The 17,958-nt window shown below is 63.5% G+C and carries 20 protein-coding genes; 9 read left to right on the top strand and 11 right to left on the bottom strand.

Going from position 1 to position 17,958, the window contains the following annotated elements; all coding sequences use genetic code 11:
• Positions 1–198: 198 nt before the first annotated feature.
• Positions 199–537, top strand: coding sequence for a P-II family nitrogen regulator (locus IVA92_RS22030; RefSeq protein WP_007603495.1), 339 nt, complete (start codon positions 199–201; stop codon positions 535–537).
• A 141-nt stretch (positions 538–678) separates the two neighbouring features.
• Positions 679–2,088 carry a type I glutamate--ammonia ligase gene (gene glnA / locus IVA92_RS22025; RefSeq protein ID WP_247277112.1) on the top strand — a complete coding sequence of 470 codons (1,410 nt, stop codon included), beginning with the start codon at positions 679–681 and terminating at the stop codon, positions 2,086–2,088.
• A gap of 290 nt (positions 2,089–2,378) precedes the next feature.
• On the opposite strand, the gene IVA92_RS22020 is transcribed toward glnA, so the two are convergent.
• The 3 genes from IVA92_RS22020 to IVA92_RS22010 form a co-directional block, all read right to left on the bottom strand.
• A complete protein-coding gene (locus tag IVA92_RS22020; protein ID WP_247277111.1) occupies positions 2,379–3,140 on the bottom strand; it encodes a slipin family protein in 762 nt (253 codons plus the stop codon).
• On the bottom strand, positions 3,137–4,519 hold the full coding sequence (locus IVA92_RS22015; protein WP_247277110.1) for a nodulation protein NfeD: 1,383 nt from the start codon (positions 4,517–4,519) through the stop codon (positions 3,137–3,139). Before IVA92_RS22015 ends, IVA92_RS22020 begins: the two co-directional genes overlap by 4 nt.
• Positions 4,520–4,875: 356 nt before the next feature.
• On the bottom strand, positions 4,876–5,649 hold the full coding sequence (locus IVA92_RS22010; RefSeq protein ID WP_247277109.1) for a gamma-glutamyl-gamma-aminobutyrate hydrolase family protein: 774 nt from the start codon (positions 5,647–5,649) through the stop codon (positions 4,876–4,878).
• Between the two features lie 248 nt (positions 5,650–5,897).
• On the opposite strand from IVA92_RS22010, the gene IVA92_RS22005 reads away from it, so the two are divergent.
• Positions 5,898–7,037 (top strand): AI-2E family transporter, encoded by a 1,140-nt coding sequence (locus IVA92_RS22005; RefSeq protein ID WP_247277108.1) that lies wholly within the window; start codon positions 5,898–5,900, stop codon positions 7,035–7,037.
• 9 nt (positions 7,038–7,046) lie between these two features.
• On the opposite strand, the gene IVA92_RS22000 is transcribed toward IVA92_RS22005, so the two are convergent.
• The 6 genes from IVA92_RS22000 to IVA92_RS21975 form a co-directional block, all read right to left on the bottom strand.
• Entirely contained in the window at positions 7,047–7,343 is a 297-nt protein-coding gene (locus IVA92_RS22000; protein ID WP_247277107.1) for an antibiotic biosynthesis monooxygenase family protein, read from the bottom strand.
• Between the two features lie 101 nt (positions 7,344–7,444).
• Complete coding sequence (locus IVA92_RS21995) at positions 7,445–7,681, bottom strand: hypothetical protein (protein WP_247277106.1); 237 nt, start codon at positions 7,679–7,681, stop codon at positions 7,445–7,447.
• A 59-nt stretch (positions 7,682–7,740) separates the two neighbouring features.
• Positions 7,741–8,961 carry a GGDEF domain-containing protein gene (locus IVA92_RS21990; RefSeq protein WP_247277105.1) on the bottom strand — a complete coding sequence of 407 codons (1,221 nt, stop codon included), beginning with the start codon at positions 8,959–8,961 and terminating at the stop codon, positions 7,741–7,743.
• A 229-nt stretch (positions 8,962–9,190) separates the two neighbouring features.
• Complete coding sequence (gene rpsI / locus IVA92_RS21985; protein WP_247277104.1) at positions 9,191–9,670, bottom strand: 30S ribosomal protein S9; 480 nt, start codon at positions 9,668–9,670, stop codon at positions 9,191–9,193.
• 1 nt (position 9,671) lies between these two features.
• On the bottom strand, positions 9,672–10,136 hold the full coding sequence (gene rplM / locus IVA92_RS21980) for a 50S ribosomal protein L13 (protein WP_011087726.1): 465 nt from the start codon (positions 10,134–10,136) through the stop codon (positions 9,672–9,674).
• 155 nt (positions 10,137–10,291) lie between these two features.
• Positions 10,292–10,720, bottom strand: coding sequence for a PaaI family thioesterase (locus IVA92_RS21975; RefSeq protein WP_247277103.1), 429 nt, complete (start codon positions 10,718–10,720; stop codon positions 10,292–10,294).
• Positions 10,721–10,806: 86 nt separating this feature from the next.
• Here IVA92_RS21975 and IVA92_RS21970 point away from each other — a divergent pair, with 86 nt between their 5' ends.
• The 4 genes from IVA92_RS21970 to IVA92_RS21955 all read left to right on the top strand — a co-directional run bounded on the left by IVA92_RS21970 (position 10,807) and on the right by IVA92_RS21955 (position 14,153).
• Positions 10,807–11,631, top strand: coding sequence for an enoyl-CoA hydratase (locus IVA92_RS21970; RefSeq protein ID WP_247277102.1), 825 nt, complete (start codon positions 10,807–10,809; stop codon positions 11,629–11,631).
• Positions 11,632–11,650: 19 nt separating this feature from the next.
• Positions 11,651–12,235 (top strand): CoA-binding protein, encoded by a 585-nt coding sequence (locus IVA92_RS21965; RefSeq protein WP_247277101.1) that lies wholly within the window; start codon positions 11,651–11,653, stop codon positions 12,233–12,235.
• A 137-nt stretch (positions 12,236–12,372) separates the two neighbouring features.
• Entirely contained in the window at positions 12,373–13,653 is a 1,281-nt protein-coding gene (locus IVA92_RS21960; RefSeq protein WP_247277100.1) for an O-acetylhomoserine aminocarboxypropyltransferase, read from the top strand.
• Between the two features lie 155 nt (positions 13,654–13,808).
• On the top strand, positions 13,809–14,153 hold the full coding sequence (locus IVA92_RS21955) for a hypothetical protein (RefSeq protein ID WP_247277099.1): 345 nt from the start codon (positions 13,809–13,811) through the stop codon (positions 14,151–14,153).
• On the opposite strand, the gene IVA92_RS21950 is transcribed toward IVA92_RS21955, so the two are convergent.
• The gene (locus IVA92_RS21950; protein WP_247277098.1) at positions 14,154–15,236 is read right to left on the bottom strand and encodes a COX15/CtaA family protein; all 1,083 of its coding nucleotides are present in this window, start codon (positions 15,234–15,236) and stop codon (positions 14,154–14,156) included.
• Between the two features lie 108 nt (positions 15,237–15,344).
• Here IVA92_RS21950 and IVA92_RS21945 point away from each other — a divergent pair, with 108 nt between their 5' ends.
• Positions 15,345–15,575 (top strand): DUF2842 domain-containing protein, encoded by a 231-nt coding sequence (locus IVA92_RS21945; protein WP_247277097.1) that lies wholly within the window; start codon positions 15,345–15,347, stop codon positions 15,573–15,575.
• On the opposite strand, the gene IVA92_RS21940 is transcribed toward IVA92_RS21945, so the two are convergent.
• Positions 15,572–16,615: a polysaccharide deacetylase family protein gene (locus IVA92_RS21940; RefSeq protein WP_247277096.1), complete on the bottom strand. Its 1,044-nt coding sequence runs from the start codon at positions 16,613–16,615 to the stop codon at positions 15,572–15,574. The two genes, IVA92_RS21945 and IVA92_RS21940, sit on opposite strands and share 4 nt — an antisense overlap.
• Positions 16,616–16,742: 127 nt before the next feature.
• Between IVA92_RS21940 and IVA92_RS21935 the strand changes: the two genes are divergently transcribed.
• A complete protein-coding gene (locus tag IVA92_RS21935) occupies positions 16,743–17,924 on the top strand; it encodes a GNAT family N-acetyltransferase (RefSeq protein WP_247277095.1) in 1,182 nt (393 codons plus the stop codon).
• Positions 17,925–17,958 lie beyond the last annotated feature (34 nt).

Here is a 17,958-nt window from a genome sequence, read left to right as displayed (position 1 = left end):
CATTTGCAACTTGGCATAGACCCTGCTTTCGAGGAAGCCGCTTCGGTTTGTCGTGCTCACTGGCATTTATCAGGGTGTGGCCGGCCGTCGTTGCCGGGCTGGTCAGGCATTCCGGCATAGCGAAGACAAGATCGTGCGTGACAAAAGCGCATCCTGACGAAGACGTTGCTATTTGATCGAAAGGCCGGGAGGCGCGCAGTGAAGAAAATCGAAGCCATCATCAAGCCATTCAAGCTCGACGAGGTGAAGGAAGCGCTTCAGGAAGTCGGCCTACAGGGCATCACCGTCACCGAAGCCAAGGGCTTTGGCCGGCAGAAGGGTCACGCCGAACTCTACCGCGGCGCAGAATACATCGTCGACTTCCTGCCCAAGGTGAAGATCGAGATCGTGATCGGCGACGATCTGGTCGAGCGCGCCATCGACGCGATCCGTCGCGCGGCGCAGACCGGGCGCATCGGCGACGGCAAGATCTTCGTCTCGAATATCGAAGAGGCGATCCGCATCCGAACCGGCGAATCCGGGCTGGACGCTATCTGAGCCGGGTGCTATCCCGCATTTTGCGACACTCTGACAGGAAATAAGGCTGCTTCGGCGGCCTGATTTCGTTTGTACGCGCGCAAAACTCGCCCAAAGCGAGGCTCATCTGGAAACCGACCCGCAGAGCCAAAAGGGGTATGCATGAAGACCGCCAAAGACGTCCTGAAATCGATCAAGGACAACGACGTCAAATACGTCGACCTGCGCTTCACCGATCCGCGCGGCAAGTGGCAGCATGTGACGTTCGACGTCAGCATGATCGATGAGGATATTTTCGCCGAAGGGACGATGTTCGACGGTTCCTCGATCGCAGGTTGGAAGGCGATCAACGAGTCCGACATGTGCCTGATGCCCGATCCGGTGACCGCGACGATCGACCCATTCTTCGCCGAGACCACGATGGTCATCACCTGCGACGTGCTCGAGCCGACCACCGGCGAGCCCTACAACCGCGACCCCCGCGGCATCGCCAAGAAGGCCGAGGCGATGGTGAAGTCGATGGGCGTGGGCGACACCGTCTTCGTCGGCCCCGAGGCCGAGTTCTTCGTGTTCGACGACGTGCGCTTCTCCTCGACTCCCTACAACACCGGTTTTCGTCTCGATTCCTCGGAGCTGCCGACCAACTCCGATACCGAATATGAAGGCGGCAATCTCGGCCACCGCGTCCGCACCAAAGGCGGCTACTTCCCGGTTCCGCCGCAGGACTCCGTGCAGGACATGCGCTCGGAGATGCTCGGGGCCATGGCCAAGATGGGCGTCAAGGTCGAGAAGCATCATCACGAAGTCGCCTCCGCCCAGCACGAGCTCGGCATGAAGTTCGACACGCTGACGCTGATGGCCGACCACATCCAGATCTACAAATATTGCATCCACCAGGTCGCGCACATCTACGGCAAGACCGCCACCTTCATGCCGAAGCCGGTCTATGGCGACAACGGTTCGGGCATGCACGTTCACCAGTCGATCTGGAAGGACGGCAAGCCGGTGTTCGCCGGCAACAAATACGCCGACTTGTCCGAGACCTGCCTCCATTACATCGGCGGCATCATCAAGCACGCCAAGGCGATCAACGCCTTCACCAATCCCTCGACCAATTCCTACAAGCGTTTGGTCCCGGGCTATGAAGCGCCCGTGCTGCTCGCCTACTCCGCGCGCAACCGCTCGGCCTCCTGCCGCATCCCTTACACCGCTTCGCCGAAGGCCAAGCGCGTCGAGGTGCGCTTCCCCGATCCGCTCGCCAATCCCTATCTCGGCTTCGCCGCGATGCTGATGGCCGGTCTCGACGGCATCAAAAACAAGATCGATCCGGGTCCGGCGATGGACAAGGATCTCTACGATTTGCCGAAGGAAGAGCTGAAGCAGATCCCGACAGTGTGCGGCAGCTTGCGTGAAGCCCTCGAGAATCTCGACCAGGACCGCGCCTTCCTCAAGGCCGGCGGCGTGTTCGACGACGACTTCATCGATGCCTATATCGAGCTGAAGATGACCGAAGTCGAGCGCTTCGAGATGACCCCGCATCCGATCGAATTCGACATGTACTATTCGGGCTGATCGGCTCGAACGCCATGCGACAAGCAAAAGGCGCTCCGAAAGGGGGCGCCTTTTCGTTTCGGAAGTTGTGGTAAGGCTATCGCAGATGACTGCTGCAATCTTGCCGAACGTGCTCGGCCTGCCTGCATAGTTCGAGGCGCACGCTGAGGCGAGCTCCTCACCATGAGGGCGTGATATTCGCCCGGGGGTCCGCCATAGGCGGGGTCCTTCGAATGTTTCTCCCGTTTAAGTAGGCATCAACATTCGAGAGGCCCATTTGGGCCGAGATGGGTCATCCGCGCCGCTTGCGGCTACGGGTTGTTAGGCCGCGGCATGAAATGGTCGAGCAAGCCCGTCGGTAGCGGAAACACGACGGTCGACGACCGTTCGCCGGCGATGTCGTGCAGAGCCGCGAAATAACGCAGCTGCATTGCCTGAGGCTCCTGCGCGAGGATCCGGCCGGCTTCGACGAGCTTTTCGGCGGCCTGCTGCTCGCCCATCGCATTGATCACCTTGGCTCGCCGCAAGCGCTCCGCCTCGGCCTGTTTGGCAATCGCGCGAACCATGGTTTCGTTGATATCGACGTCCTTGATCTCTATGCCGGTGACCTTGATGCCCCAGATGTCAGTCTGCTTGTCGAGGATCTCCTGGATATCGGCGTTCAACCTGTCGCGCTCCGCAAGCATCTCGTCGAGCTCGTGCTTGCCAAGCACCGAACGCAACGTGGTCTGGGCGAGCTGGCTCGTGGCCGCCATGTAATCGCCGACCTTGATGATGGCGCGCTCGGGGTCGACGATGCGGAAGTACAGAACGGCATTGACCTTGACGGACACGTTGTCTCGCGAAATCACGTCCTGCGGCGGCACGACCTGCACCATCACGCGTAGATCGACCTTGACGAGTTGCTGCACGATCGGAACGAGGATGATGAGGCCCGGGCCCTTCACACCGGTAAAGCGGCCGAGCGTAAAGATGACGCCGCGCTCGTATTCGCGCAGAATTCGAATGGCCTGGGACAGAAACATGATGACCAGCAGCGCGAGTGCCGCATAGGTCAGATATTCCAGCATCATGATGTACCTCCCTTACCGGTCCGCAGCGGCGCGCGCCGTATCAGCAGCGTCAGGTCGACGACGCTGGTAACTTCCACCGTCTCTCCGGGCTTGAACGTGTCGGCGCCGCGCGCCTGCCAGCGCTCGCCATGGGCGAAGACATGACCTTCGCTCCCATTCCAGTCGAGGACCTCAGCAGGCAAGCCTCGCATGGCCTGCGCGCCGACCCGTTCAGGAGCCTTGGCGGCACGCCGAAGCGAACCAAGCAAGACCAGAGCAAAGCCGACGAACACAGCTGCAGTGATGCCGATCACCGACCACGACAGGCGGTAGCCGGGCGCCTCGACCCTGAACAGCATCAGCGCACCCAGCACGAAGGCAATGATCCCTCCGAGACCGATCACCACCGTCGGATTGAAGGCTTCGACCGTGAGAAGCACGAGTCCGACCAGCATCAGGGCGAGGCCGGCATAGTTGATCGGCAGCAAATTGAGCGCATAGAGGCCGATCAGCAGGCAGATCGCGCCGACCACTCCAGGAGCGACGGCTCCGGGAGACATGAACTCGAAGATCAGACCGTAAATGCCCACCATCAGGAGAATGAACGCCACGTTCGGATCGGTGATGACCGCCAGGAAGCGGGATATCCGTCCCGGCTCGATGGCTTCGACGACAGCATCCTTCGTCGCGAGGCGTTGCGTTTTGCCGCCTGCAATCTCCACCACACGGCCATCGATCTGCCGCAGCAATTCGGCCTGATCGCGCGCGACGAGATCGATGGCATGTGCCCCTAACGCGCCATTGGCAGAGAGAGTGGCGGCCTCACGCACCGCCTTCTCTGCCCAATCCGCATTGCGGTTGCGCAGCTCGGCAAGGCTGCGGATAAAGGCGACGGCATCGTTCGTTGCCTTCGCCGTCATCGCGTCCTTCGGCTCATCCTTCTTGTCTTTGCCATCCTTCTCGGGTGTGCCGCTCGGCAGGCCCGGTAGCGGCCCGCCAATCTGGACCGGCGTCGCCGCACCGATATTGGTGCCTGGTGCCATCGCCGCGATGTGGGTCGCATAAAGAATGTAGGTCCCGGCACTCGCCGCGTGGGCGCCGGAGGGGGCGACGTAGCCGACGACAGGGATGGGCGAGGCGAGCACATCCGCGATGATCTCGCGCATGCTGGAATTGAGACCGCCGGGCGTGTTCATTCTCAGAAGCACGACCTCGGCGCGCCGTTCGCTCGCTTTGGCCAAAGCCTCCCGCACGTAGCTGGCTGACGCAGGGCCAATGGCCCCGTCGATCGAAGCAACCAGTGCAACACGGCCGCTCTCCTCCGCTGAGCTGGGAAGGAGGCAGCAGGTCAAAGCCACGACGGTAATCGCCGCAACGAGGGCCGCCTTCATGGTCTGCACGGCAAGGGCTCCCTTGCAGAGCATATGGTGGTCCTCTCGTGAACCTCAATGCTGCGCGTGGAGACCAACGTCGCGATTGTGCAACGCAATGCGATGGTCCTGCAGGATGGCGATGTGATTGGGCCAAGAGAGGCAGCGGCCGACCATGCCTAGCTGATCCGCCCGGCGCCAGGCGCTGCCGTCCTACCACCCTCACGCCGTCCGTGCCGACCGGTCCGTGCTCGCGATGATCTCGCTCGTTGGCTGCATGCCGCCGAGCGATCAGTGCGAGGGCTCGTGCTCCTCGATTCTGGCACAGACGTTGCGGCAGAAACCGGATTGCCGAAAAACCGAGGCATTCTCGCCGTGTGCTTAGCCTACGCCGCAGCCTTCTGCCGCGCCGCGAGCGCCTCGCCAAAGGCCTCGAACAGTTTGCGATTGATCGGATTGCGTTGGGGATCGTATTCGGCGTGCCATTGCACGCCGAGCGCGAAGGTCGGGGCTTCGGCGATGCGGATCGCCTCGATGGTGCCGTCCTCGGCGACGCCCTCGATCAGAACGCGCTTGCCGGGCTCCAGGATGCCCTGACCATGCAGCGAATTGACCCGGATCTTCTCGCAGCCGAGGATCTTCGCGAACGCGCCGCCCGGCGTCAGGTCGACGTCGTGGCGGTCGGCGAACACCACGGTGGGATCAGGATGGATCTCGCCATTCTCGAGCCTGGGCATGCGGTGGTTTATGCGGCCCGGGATTTCGCGGATCTCGGGATGCAGCGAGCCGCCGAACGCGACGTTCATCTCCTGCAGGCCCCGGCAGATGCCGAACAGCGGGATGCCGCGGGCGACGCAGGCCACCGAGAGCGCCAGCGCGACTTCGTCGCGGTGGATGTCGTAAGGCTCGTGCTTCTCGCAAGGATCGACGTTGAAACGCGTCGGGTGCACGTTGGCCCGGGCGCCGGTGAGGATGACGCCGTCGACAGTATCGAGCAGCGCCCCGATATCGGTGATGTCGGGCGAGCCCGCGAACATCAGCGGCAAGCCACCGGAGACCTCGGCTACGGCGCGCAGATTTCGCTCGCCGACCATCTGGACCTGAAATCGATTTTCGACGCGATGGGAATTCCCGATCACGCCGACGACCGGCTTTCTCATCTCCCGTTCCGACCTCCCGCAAGAAGATTCTCCAAACATGCCCTTGGGGGAGAACAAATTCAACAGAGGGGATCGCGGGACGGCAATGCCATTTTCGCGCAAATGCCTGGCCGGAGGGCGGCCGCGACACTGTTCGCGCTGGCCCGACGAGGCCGTGGACAACGTCAAACCGGCGGTTTTCGACCGGCTTGATCCGAGGCGGGATTTCGCGAAAGAGTGCCTCCCCGCAGCCGCCGAAAGGACCCGATGTGACCATTCCCGCAGATGAACGGCCCCGCGCCCGCGCCGATCTCGCCTGGGCGATCTCGGTCGGGGGCGTCAGTGTCGTGCTGTTCACGGCGATGCTGGTCTTCACCTGGTATTTTGCCGCCACCCTGCTGCTGATCTTCACCGGCATGCTGCTCGGCCTTGGCCTTAACGCGCTGACGGGCGCGCTTGGCCGCCGCGTGCAACTGCCCCATCCCGTCCGGCTCGCGATCGTCTGCATCGCCCTCGCTTTGATGCTCGCGGGCGTCGCCTACCTCGGCGGCGCCACCATCGCGGAGCAGGCCTCGCTGCTGAGCAAGACCATCAAGTCGCAGATCACCAACGTCAGGTCTTTCCTCGAAAACCACGGCATCGACACCAGCTTCTTCGACCTCGGCAATGCTGCATCTGACTCTTCGGCCGACGCGCCGGCGAGCTCTACGCCCTCACCAGCAGCGCCCACGCGCGGTCCTTTGCCCGGCGCCGGCGCACTCGCTTCCAGCGGCGGAGCGATTGTGAGCCAGACCTTCAAGCTGCTGCTCGGCACCATCCACGGTGTCGGGAACATTTTTATCGTGCTGTTCCTGGGGCTGTCCTTCGCGGCCCAACCCGGCGTCTATCACGACGGCCTGCTGTTCCTCGCGCCGGCCAAGCATCGTACGCGCGTCACCCTCATCATCGACCGTACCGCTGAGACGCTGGAGCGCTGGCTGATCGCGCAGATTACGGTCATGCTCGCGGTCGGGGCGGTGACCTGGATCGGCCTGGCCATCATCGGCATCCCCGGCGCGTTCATCCTGGGAATCCAGGCTGGCCTGCTTGCCTTCATCCCAACCGTCGGCGCCATTATCGCCGGCGTCATCGTGGTGCTGGCGAGCCTGGCTTCGGGCTGGATCGCGGCGCTGTCCGCGCTGCTGCTTTTCCTCGGCGTGCATGCCATGGAGAGCTACGTGCTGACGCCGCTCCTTCAGCGCCAGGCGCTGGACATTCCACCGGCCACGCTGTTCGCGTTCCAGATCCTGCTCGGCGTCGTGTTCGGAATCTGGGGCCTCGCGCTGGCGCTGCCACTGGTCGCCATTGCCAAGGTCATGATCGATCATTTCAAGACGTATGAGGCGCCGTCTCTGACCGAGGCGGCCTGAGCCTGCTCGTCAGGTCGTCAGCACGATCTCGGTGTGCTCGACTTCGGGGGGTGAAGCAAAATACTGGCCGACGAGGCCGCGCCATTCCGTGAAGTTTTCGGAGCCGCGAAAATCGACGGTGTGGTTTTCCAGGCTCGCCCACTTCACCATCAGCCGATAGCGCTGCGGCTTCTCGATCGACTTGTGCAGTTCGAAGCCGTGAAAGCCCTTGGAGCGGCCGAAGGCGGCCTTTGCCTTCGCCACAGCCGCCTCGAAATCCTTTTCGCTGCCCGGCTTGACGTCGATCTGCGCGATCTCGGTGATCATCGGTTTCCACCCATTTTTGTTCGATGGGCGTGTCTACCGCAGCCGTCGCAAAAGAAAAAGGCTCCGAAACGGCGCTTGGCCGGCTGGCAAACGCAGATCTCTCAGGCGAGCAGCAGCACGGTGCCCACCACGATGAACGCGCAACCGACGAACAGCACGAAGGGCCAGTAGCTGCGGCGTTGGCCGTATCGTCCTTGAGAACGACGCTCCGTGATCAGCGCGCGCTCGTATTCGTCCGCGGTCGAGAACAGACAGGCGAAGCCACCGCGCGCCGAGGCAGCTTGGGCTTCGAGTGACATCAGGGCGGCCTGCGGGGTCTGTCGACGGATCGATTCCATGACCATGATGGTAGGGATCGAATGGTAAACAGAGGATTACCGCAAGGTCGCCTGCCGTCTCAGGCGGTGGCCGGACGCACCTGCGCGGCGCCGGTCCGCGCCGCGCTCTGGCGGCGCCAGTTCTCCAGCGACAGCGGCAGCTCCTCCGCCGCCTCGACGCGGTTTCGGCCGCCGCGCTTGGCCTGGTAGAGCGCGGTGTCGGCCGAGGCCAGCAGCACCTCGAGCTCGGTGCCGGCCGGACCGCCGGCGACGCCGATGCTGACGGTGGTATCGACCGGACCTTCATCGACCACGACGCCGGAGGTCTCGAACGCTTCGCGCACGCGCTCGGCGACCAGCACCCCCTCTTCCAGCGAACACGGCAGCAGGGCTGCGAACTCCTCGCCACCGATACGGCCCGAGAGGTCGGAGATGCGCAGGTTGTTGACGACTACGGTCGAGAACAATTCCAGCATCTCGTCGCCGGCGGGATGGCCGAACCGGTCGTTGATCGACTTGAAGTGGTCGATATCAAAGATCATCACGGTCACCGGCCGCCCGGCCTTGGCCTCGCGCTCGATCACGCGCGAGCAGGCTTCGGAGAAGCCGCGCCGGTTGAGCATGCCGGTCAAGGGATCGGTGGACGCGGCGGTCCGGTGCGCGGTCACCGTGCGCTCGGACACCAGCATGAAGATCACGAACACGGTGCCGACGGCATAGAGCACGAGTTCGACCGCGAACACGGTGACCCAGATGCTCGACGAGAAGGTCGCATCGTGGGGGCGCAGGAAGCTGCCGATGAGGATTGGCAGCATCAAGACGCAGCCATGCATCATCGGCACCGCGAAGGCCGGCCAGCGCCGTTGCAGGCTCTTGCGCCGCTCGGTCCAGAGTTCGCTCGCGGTCAGCGCCGCATAGACCGAGACGATGCCAGCACCGATGATCATACGCAGCATGGACGGCTCGGCGCCGAGCAGCGTCACGGCGGCGATCCAGGCGAGCGCGCCAAGCACGAGGCCGGGCCAGTTCGGCTTGCGGCCATGAAAGACTCGCGCGGCGTTCCAGACCATGCCGCAGGCCGCGAATCCGATCGCGTTCAGCGCGAGGTAAAGATGCGGCCCCAGCTTTTCGCCGGCCGCAGTCCACAGCGCGACGGAGGCTGCACCGAGCAGATAGGCGGTGCCCCACCATTTCAGCGCGGGGCTGTTCTCTTGCCTGCCGAAAAACACCATCATGGCGCCGAGCAGTGCGGCAACCATGGTGGCGACCAAATAGAGCGTGATGCTATCGAGCGACATCATGTCGGCCCCCTCTAGAACATAGCAGTTACGCGATCGGCACCGCCGATTTGCGCGCCCTTCCGAATGCGACGCTATGTCCCGCGGGTTCCATTCAGGTTTTCGCGCGGACCCAAGTTTTCGGGAAACACGCCATCAATTTGCGTACAAACGAACAACAAAAAGGGCGCTGAAATCAGCGCCCTTTTGCATCTCATTGAAGCCGCTTTCGCGGCGAATGCGGCCGAAATGATTAACGCTTCGAGAACTGGAAGGACCGGCGGGCCTTGGCCTTGCCGTACTTCTTGCGCTCGACCACGCGGGAGTCGCGGGTGAGGAAGCCGCCCTTCTTGAGTACGCTGCGCAGCTCCGGCTCGAAATAGGTGAGCGCCTTGGAGATGCCGTGACGGACGGCGCCGGCCTGGCCGGACAGGCCGCCGCCGGCGACGGTGCAGATCACGTCATACTGGCCGGCGCGCGCTGCCGCGACGAACGGCTGCTGGATCATCATACGCAGCACGGGACGGGCGAAATAGACCTCGACCTCACGCGCGTTGACCATGACCTTGCCGGCGCCCGGCTTGATCCAGACGCGGGCGACCGCGTCCTTGCGCTTGCCGGTAGCATAGGCGCGGTTGAACTTGTCGACCTTCTTCTCGTGCTTGGGCGCCTCGGGCGCGGCCGCCGTCTTGAGCTGCGAGAGCTGGTCGAGCGACTGGATGGATTCGGCCATGTTATGCGGCCCTCGTGTTCTTGCGGTTCAACTTGGCGATGTCGATCTTCTCGGGCTGCTGCGCCTCGTGCGGATGATCGGCGCCGCCGTAGACGCGGAGATTGCCCATCTGCACGCGGCCGAGCGGACCACGCGGGATCATGCGCTCGACGGCCTTCTCGAGCACACGCTCAGGATGCTTGCCCTCGAGGATCTGGCGCGCTGTGCGCTCCTTGACGTGGCCGACGTAGCCGGTGTGCTTGTAGTAGGTCTTCTGCTCGCGCTTGCGGCCGGTGAGGACCGCATGCTGCGCGTTGATGATGATGACGTTGTCGCCGCAATCGACGTGCGGGGTGTAGGTCGGGAGGTGCTTGCCGCGGAGCCGCATGGCGACAATGGTGGCGAGACGGCCGACGACCAGACCCTTGGCGTCGATCAGCACCCACTTCTTCGTCACCTCGGCCGGCTTTGCCGAAAAGGTTTTCATGTCAGAATTTCCGTGAGGGAGACATCGGCGCGAACACCGCACCGGACTGGGCGGTTTCTAGAGAAGAGCGGCGCAGCGGTCAATGCCCAAAGCGCGAAATTACACTAACCATATCAATGGTTTGAAATTATGGTACTAATATACCTGCAAAAACCTCAAACATTTGGAATGGAATAGGTGGAGGTGACATGCGCGATTGGGTCGGGCGAGGTTCCGGACAGCAGATTTACCTCGCCGACCGCAAGGCGCTTGCCGAGCTTGAGCAGCCGCGCCTCCGCCAGCACGTCCTGCCCCGGCTGGCCCTTGCGCAGGAAGTTGATGTTGAGATTGGTGGTGACCGCCAGCCCGATCGGCCCGATCGCCGACAGCAGCACCACGTACATGGCGAAATCGGCCAGCGCCATCAGCGTCGGGCCGGACACGGTTCCGCCCGGCCGCAGCATCCTTTCGCTGTAGCGCTGACGCAAAAGGCAGGTTTGGCCATCGGCGCTTTCGATCGTAACGTCATCGCCGCTGAAGGCCTGGGGAAACTCGTCGCGCAGAAACTGCTCGAGCTCTGCCACGCTCATTTTTGCTAACGCCATGCTGTTCCCCACCCTCGCTTCATGTCCCCTGGTACATTAAGTTATCTGCGTCATCCAAATGCAATAATCTAACCGGAAACGCTTCGATGTCCGCCCAGGTCGCCCGCGCCCCTTCCCCGCAACCGCCGATCCTGCTGCGCGAAATCGTCGGCAGCATTGCCATCCTCACGCTGAACCGGCCCGAGGCCCGCAACAGCCTCTCTGAGGCGATGATCGGGCATCTGCACGCGAGCGTGAATGCGATCGCCGAGGACAAGCGTATCCGCGGGGCCGTCATCGCGGCCAACGGACCGGCATTCTGCGCGGGCCACGATTTGAAGGAACTGAGCGGTCGCCGCGTCGATCCTGATCACGGCCGCGCCTATTTTGCGCAGATCATGACCGCCTGCAGCGCCATGATGCAGGCGATCGTGCGCCTGCCCAAACCGGTCGTCGCCGCGGTCCAGGGCGTTGCCACCGCGGCCGGCTGCCAGCTGGTTGCAAGCTGCGATCTCGCGATCGCCTCGGACGCTGCGAGCTTCGCCACGCCCGGCGTCGATATCGGACTGTTTTGCTCGACGCCGATGGTGGCGCTGTCGCGCAACGTTCCGCGCAAGCAGGCGATGGAGATGCTGCTGACGGGCGAGCCGATTCCGGCCGCGCGCGCCCGCGAGATCGGCCTTATCAATCGCGTGGTCCCCGCCGGCACTGAGCGCGAGGCCGCGATTGCGCTCGCAAATCAGGTCGCGCTGAAATCCGCCTACACCGTCAAGCTCGGCAAGGAGGCGTTCTATCGCCAAGCCGAGATGAGCCTTGCCGATGCCTATCGCTATGCGGCAGAGGTGATGACCGAGAACATGATGGCGCGCGACGCCGAGGAAGGCATTGGCGCCTTCATCGAGAAGCGTACGCCGACGTGGCGGGATGAATGATAACAAGAAAAGATAAGAGATGAACCACGACGCCTACCCCGACAATTACATCCGCGGCATCCTCAACAGCGTGAAGTCGATCGCAATGGTCGGCGCCTCGCCCGTCAACGTGCGGCCAAGTTATTTTGCGTTCAAATATCTGGCGCAGCGCGGCTATGACATGATCCCGGTCAATCCCGGCCATGTCGGCAAGGAGCTGCTCGGAAACCCCTTCGTCGCCTCGCTCGTAGACATCGGCCGTCCCGTCGACATGATCGACATTTTTCGCAACTCGAGCCACATCATGCCTGTCGTCGAAGAGGCGCTCACGCTCGATCCGCTGCCGAAGGTGATCTGGATGCAGCTTGGCGCGCGCGACGACGCGGCGGCGGCGAAGGCAGAGTCCGTCGGCATCAAGGTGGTGATGAACCGCTGTCCCAAGATCGAATACGGCCGCCTGTCGTCCGAGATCTCCTGGATGGGCGTCAATTCACGCACGCTCAGTTCCAAGCGCGCTCCGGCACCGACGCAAGGCATGCGGCTATCCCTCAATCGGATGAGTGTCGGCGGTGGCGACACCGCGGCATCCGATCGCGCCGCCAAAAACAAGACCGAGCAGCGCTGACGCGATCGCGAAGGATTCATTTCGCGATCGCGACAATGCGTAGCACGATCGTTCCGATGTGAAGCAGCAGCTTGACGGCGGATGCCGCGCCGATCAGCATGCCGCGCGATTTCAGATCAAGAGAACAGGACGCCTCAATGAGCGATCGCCTTCCAGGATTTTCCACGCTCGCCGTGCATGCCGGTGCACAGCCCGATCCCACCACCGGTGCGCGCGCAACTCCGATTTATCAAACGACGTCTTTCGTGTTCAACGATGCCGACCACGCCGCCTCGCTGTTCGGTTTGCAGGCGTTCGGTAACATCTATACCCGCATCGGCAATCCCACCAACGCGGTGCTGGAAGAACGTGTCGCGGCGCTCGAAGGCGGCACGGCCGCGCTTGCGGTGGCCTCGGGCCATGCTGCGCAAGTCGTGGTGCTGCAGCAATTGCTCCAGCCCGGCGACGAATTCATCGCGGCGCGAAAGCTCTATGGCGGCTCGATCAATCAGTTCACGCATGCGTTCAAGAGCTTTGGCTGGAACGTGGTGTGGGCCGATCCCGACGACATCGCAAGCTTCGAGCGCGCGGTGACGCCGCGCACGAAGGCGATCTTCATCGAGTCGATCGCTAATCCCGCCGGCGGCATCACCGACATCGAAGCGATCTCGACGGTGGCGCGCAAAGCCGGCGTGCCGCTGATCGTCGACAACACGCTGGCCTCGCCCTATCTGATCCGCCCGATCGACCATGGCGCCGACATCGTCGTGCACTCGCTGACGAAATTCCTGGGCGGCCATGGCAATTCGCTGGGCGGTATCATCGTCGATGCCGGCACCTTCGACTGGTCCACCGGCGGCAAATATCCGATGCTGTCGGAGCCACGGCCCGAATATCACGGCATCCGCCTCCAGGAGACCTTTGGCAATTTTGCCTTCGCGATCGCCTGCCGCGTGCTGGGCTTGCGCGATCTTGGGCCGGCGCTGTCGCCGTTCAACGCCTTCATGATCCTGACCGGCATCGAGACGCTGCCGCTGCGCATGCAGAAGCACTGCGACAATGCCAAGGCGGTCGCCGAATTCCTCGTCGGCCACCCGGCGGTGGCTTCAGTCAGTTATGCCGGCCTTCCGAGCGACAAATACAATCAGCTCGCGCGCAAATATGCACCGAAGGGCGCGGGCGCCGTGTTCACCTTCAGCCTTAAGGGCGGCTATGATGCCGGCGTCAGCCTGGTGTCGAAATTGCAGCTGTTTTCGCATCTGGCCAATGTCGGCGACACCCGCTCGCTGGTGATCCACCCGGCTTCGACCACGCACAGCCAGCTCGACGATGCCGCCAAGATCAAGTCCGGCGCCGGCCCCGACGTGGTGCGGCTCTCGATCGGCATCGAGGACAAGGAAGATCTGATTGCGGATCTGGAACAGGCGCTGGGCGCGTAAGGCTTTGGCGTCATGCCAGGGGGCGCGTAGCGCTGAACCCGAGATTCCGGGTTCGGTGCTTCGCCCGCCCGGAATGGCTCACGTCAGTTAACAGTCGTTAACCATATCTGCCGCATACATCGTCACTGGATCCCTCCTTTGATTCGGAGCCGACGATGCTGCGCTGGATGGTGCCTGCCCTTGCGGCGATGCTGACGGTTTCAACCGCGCTGGCTGCCGATCTGCCGGCCACGCCGCAGCGGCGCGCAGCTGTTCCGCCGCAGGAAGCGCCAAGAGTCTATGTCGAGACCGATCCCGACGCGCTGATCTCGCCGGCCTATGGCATCGGCAGTTACATCCGCAACCTGCCCGGCACGCCGCTGCTGCCCGGCTCGCACACGCTGCCGGGCTATTACGGTCGCCCCTGGGATTACGATTATCAGGGCCCGTATTACGGCGGAAAGCAGGTCGACTATTTCTGGCGACTGCCCTACGCGTGCGGCATCTATGGCTATTGCTGATCAGCTCGCCTGACCGAGCGGAACACCGCGCGGCCGCGCCTCGATCGACTGCCGCGAAGCCAGTCGCTCCGTCTGCACCACCGCGAGTATCAACACGACGATCGCGACCGCCTGGTGCGCAAGCGCCAGTCCAATCGGAACCTGGTTGAGCAGCGTCAGGATACCGAGCACCGCCTGCATGCTTACCGCAGCCAACAACCACAGCGCGCCGCTTGCCGCCGCACCTGCGCGCGAACGCACGGCGTCAACCGCGTGCAGCGCCGCCAGCACGAACAACGCGTACGCGGTCATACGGTGCTCGAACTGCACCGTCAGCACGTTGTCAAACAGGTTGCGCCACCACGGCGTTTCGAACCACAGCCGTTCTGCCGAAGGAATGAACGCGCCGTCGATCTGCGGCCAGGTGTTGTAGGCGCGTCCGGCGCGCAGGCCCGCGACCAGCGCGCCGAAATAGATCTGCACGAAAGTCACGACGAGGAGCAGCGCGCTCGTGAACCGCAGGCGCGCAGGTGCTGCGATCTGCGGCCGCTCCTTGAGCCGCCGCACCGTCCAGACGATGCCGGCGAAGATCAGAAGCGCGAGCACCAGATGCGTCGCCAGCCGATATTGCGACACCTCGATGCGTTCCGACAGGCCCGAGGCCACCATCCACCAGCCGACCGCGCCCTGAAGCCCGCCGAGCGCAAACAGCAGCCATAGCCGCCGCTTCAGCTCACCCGACAGACCGCCGCGCCATAGGAAGAACAGGAACGGCAGCAGATAGGCGATGCCAATGAAACGGCCGAGCAACCGGTGGCTCCACTCCCACCAGAAGATCTCCTTGAACTCGGACAGGCTCATGCCTGCATTGAGCTCGCGATATTGCGGGATCTTCTTGTAGGCCTCGAACGCCTCGGTCCACTGCGCCTCGGTGAGCGGCGGCACGCTGCCCGTTACCGGCTTCCATTCGACGATCGAGAGGCCGGATTCCGTCAACCGCGTCGCGCCACCGACCAGCACCATCAGCGCGATCAGCGCGGCCACGGCGATCAGCCACACGCGCACGGCGCGATGCGGTTCGGACGGGGCGGAAATCGTCGTCATCAGGGCAAAAACCAGGACTTGAACCAAGGAGGCTTGAACCGGACTGCGCGCCCCTTATAGTCCCCCGCTCCCGCAGCGCAAGTTACGCCAACGCAGCAAGCTCCCGCCATGACGATCCGCACCCGCAAGTTCCTCGGCGCCATCCTGCTCCTGATGCTGGCCACGGTCTGGGCCCTGCTCGGCATGGCGCTGGCGCAGATGCCGTGGATCGCCGAGTCCGGCTGGCGCCAGGCGATCTACTACGTGGTCGTTGGCATGGGATGGGTGCTACCGGCGATGCCGATCGTGAGCTGGATGCAGCGTCCCGATCGCGCCAAGTCCAGTTCGCAGCCCTTCTAGTTCGCGGCACTGCCGGTCGGCTTCACCGGCGCAAAGGCAACGCCGGACACCAGCACGCGCATCATGCGCAGCGATCGCACCCGGCCGTCCCACGAGATCCGCGGCAGCGCGCGCAGATTGGTGCGTCCCTCTGCATCCACGATGCCCGGGATCGTCGACACGGCGCTGGCAAAGCCGGCCTCCTCTGCCATCACGACATGGCTGCGCCCAAACGAAGAGCGATCGCCGAACGGAAAGGCGAAATGCCTGATCTCGCGGCGGAAAGCCGCTTCCGCGACCGCCTTGCCCATGGTCATCTCGCGGAGCGCGGCCGCATCCTTCATGTTAGCGAGAACAGGATAGTTGACGGTCGCGCTGCCGATCGTGACGAGCGGATCGGCGGCGAGCTTCGTCAGATCTTCCCAACCCATCGACGCCTCGCGCGAGATCGCGGCGAGGTCTATCCGGTAGCGCGCGCAAAGATCGGCGATCGCCGCCGACAGATCCGCCGGCGGTAGCGAACGCAACCAGCTCTCGAGATACGAAAACAGCGCCTGCTTCTCGGCATTGTCGGTGACGGTGAAGCGCTGCTCCTTCTCGCCCATCATCAGGCTGATGCGGCTCTCGCGCGCGATCATCCGTTCGAGCCCGAACCACCAGGCTTCGCCGACGCCGTCGGGAAAGGCGGTAGGGACATAGATCGTGCAAGGCACAGCGTGCCGCGCCAGCACCGGATAGGCGAAGTTGATGAAATCCTTGTTGGCGCCATCGAAGGTCAGCGCCACGAAGCGCCGCTTCTCCGGCAGCGTCACCGCGCGGCGGCAGACCTCGTCCATGCCAAGGAAATCGTACTTCCACTGCTTCAGCGCGCGAATGGCGCGGTCGAGGAACTGCGGCGTGATCTCGTGCGCCCCCAGCGGCTGAAAGCCGCCGCGCCGCCGCGGCCGCACATGCGCAAAGCGCAGGATGGCGCCGGCACCACGGCTGCGCAACGCAGCCTGGCCGCTGAACCAGGCCAGCTCAAGCCGAAGACGCTCCAGCCATCTGTCGTCGGATGCCAAGGTCCCCACCTTCGCGCAGCCCCCCTGTTCCCTTTCCTATCGTCATTACCCTTTGTTGACATTTGTTTGCAAAGGTCGGCCACCGGCCGAAATACGTATATTTTCGATTTCTCGACAGGTTTCGCGAATGACCATGGCTGCGGCGATGCAAAGCCGGACGGCAGAAGCGCCAGCGCGGTCGAAAGCGGGCCGCATCGGCCAGGTCGATATCGTCGCTGATCTCGACGAGGCCGAGGCGGTCTGGCGCGCCTTCGAGGAGAGCGGCCACCTCTTCACGCCGTATCAGCGGTTTGACCTGCTCGGTCCCTGGCAGCAGTTGGTCGGCAAACGCGAGGGCGCGCGCCCGTTCGTCGTGATCGCCCGCGACGTCGAGTACCGGCCGCTCGTGCTGCTGCCGCTGTCGCTGCGCCAAGCCCACGGCGTGCGCACGGCCTGCTTCATGGGCGGCAAGCATACCACCTTCAACATGGGCCTGTGGAACGTCGAATTCGCGGCACAGGCCGTCCTCGCCGATCTCGATGCGCTGTTTGCGCCGCTGCGCGAGCATGTCGACGTCCTCTCGCTGACGCAGCAGCCTAAGCGCTGGCACGATCAGCAGAACCCGTTTGCGCTGCTGCCGCGGCAGAGCTCGGTCAACGGCTGCCCGTTGCTGGCGATGGAGCCGGGCGGTCCGCCCGCATCGCGGATCAGCAATTCCTTCCGTCGTCGCCTCAAGAGCAAGGAGAAGAAGCTCCAGGCCCTCGCGGGCTACCGCTACCACCTTGCGACCACGGATGCGGACATCGTGCGCCTGCTCGACTGGTTCTTCCGCGTCAAGCCGGCGCGGATGGCGGAGCAGAAGCTGCCGAACGTCTTCGCCGAACCGGGCGTCGAACAATTCATCCGCAGCGCCTGCCTTGCCCGGCGAGGAGAAGGACGCGTGATCGACGTCCACGCGCTCGAATGCGACGAGGAAGTGATCGCGATCTTTGCCGGCGTCGCCGACGGCCAGCGCCTCTCGATGATGTTCAACACCTACACGATGTCCGAGAATGCCCGCTACAGTCCCGGTCTGATCCTGATGCGCTACATCATCGACCGCTGCGCCGAGCGCGGGTACCGCTCGCTCGACCTCGGCATCGGCTCGGACGACTACAAGCGGATGTTCTGCAAGGACGACGAAGACATTTTTGACAGCTTTGTCCCGTTGACCTCGCGCGGAAGGCTCGCGGCGGTGGCAATGTCCTCGCTGAACCGTGGCAAGCGGCTGGTGAAGCAGAACCAGATGCTGCTCGACCTGGCGCGCAGTCTGCGTCAGGCGTTCGGGTAAGGTCGGCGCCCTCGTCTCTCCATTTGCGGGCTGC

The organism is Bradyrhizobium sp. 154, assembly GCF_023073875.1.
Classification (GTDB): Bacteria; Pseudomonadota; Alphaproteobacteria; order Rhizobiales; family Xanthobacteraceae; genus Bradyrhizobium.
This window is presented reverse-complemented; position numbering and strand designations above follow the sequence as displayed.

Excerpts from the sequence above, each read along its gene's own strand:
- IVA92_RS21935 (WP_247277095.1), top strand. The coding sequence starts at position 16,743 with ATGACCATGGCTGCGGCGATGCAAAGCCGGACGGCAGAAGCGCCAGCG.
- IVA92_RS21955 (WP_247277099.1), top strand. The coding sequence starts at position 13,809 with ATGCTGCGCTGGATGGTGCCTGCCCTTGCGGCGATGCTGACGGTTTCA.
- IVA92_RS21950 (WP_247277098.1), bottom strand. The coding sequence starts at position 15,236 with ATGACGACGATTTCCGCCCCGTCCGAACCGCATCGCGCCGTGCGCGTG.
- IVA92_RS21970 (WP_247277102.1), top strand. The coding sequence starts at position 10,807 with ATGTCCGCCCAGGTCGCCCGCGCCCCTTCCCCGCAACCGCCGATCCTG.
- IVA92_RS21990 (WP_247277105.1), bottom strand. The coding sequence starts at position 8,961 with ATGATGTCGCTCGATAGCATCACGCTCTATTTGGTCGCCACCATGGTT.
- IVA92_RS21960 (WP_247277100.1), top strand. The coding sequence starts at position 12,373 with ATGAGCGATCGCCTTCCAGGATTTTCCACGCTCGCCGTGCATGCCGGT.
- rpsI (WP_247277104.1), bottom strand. The coding sequence starts at position 9,670 with ATGGCCGAATCCATCCAGTCGCTCGACCAGCTCTCGCAGCTCAAGACG.
- IVA92_RS22000 (WP_247277107.1), bottom strand. The coding sequence starts at position 7,343 with ATGATCACCGAGATCGCGCAGATCGACGTCAAGCCGGGCAGCGAAAAG.
- rplM (WP_011087726.1), bottom strand. The coding sequence starts at position 10,136 with ATGAAAACCTTTTCGGCAAAGCCGGCCGAGGTGACGAAGAAGTGGGTG.
- IVA92_RS21965 (WP_247277101.1), top strand. The coding sequence starts at position 11,651 with ATGAACCACGACGCCTACCCCGACAATTACATCCGCGGCATCCTCAAC.
- glnA (WP_247277112.1), top strand. The coding sequence starts at position 679 with ATGAAGACCGCCAAAGACGTCCTGAAATCGATCAAGGACAACGACGTC.
- IVA92_RS21945 (WP_247277097.1), top strand. The coding sequence starts at position 15,345 with ATGACGATCCGCACCCGCAAGTTCCTCGGCGCCATCCTGCTCCTGATG.
- IVA92_RS21975 (WP_247277103.1), bottom strand. The coding sequence starts at position 10,720 with ATGGCGTTAGCAAAAATGAGCGTGGCAGAGCTCGAGCAGTTTCTGCGC.
- IVA92_RS22020 (WP_247277111.1), bottom strand. The coding sequence starts at position 3,140 with ATGATGCTGGAATATCTGACCTATGCGGCACTCGCGCTGCTGGTCATC.
- IVA92_RS22010 (WP_247277109.1), bottom strand. The coding sequence starts at position 5,649 with ATGAGAAAGCCGGTCGTCGGCGTGATCGGGAATTCCCATCGCGTCGAA.
- IVA92_RS21995 (WP_247277106.1), bottom strand. The coding sequence starts at position 7,681 with ATGGAATCGATCCGTCGACAGACCCCGCAGGCCGCCCTGATGTCACTC.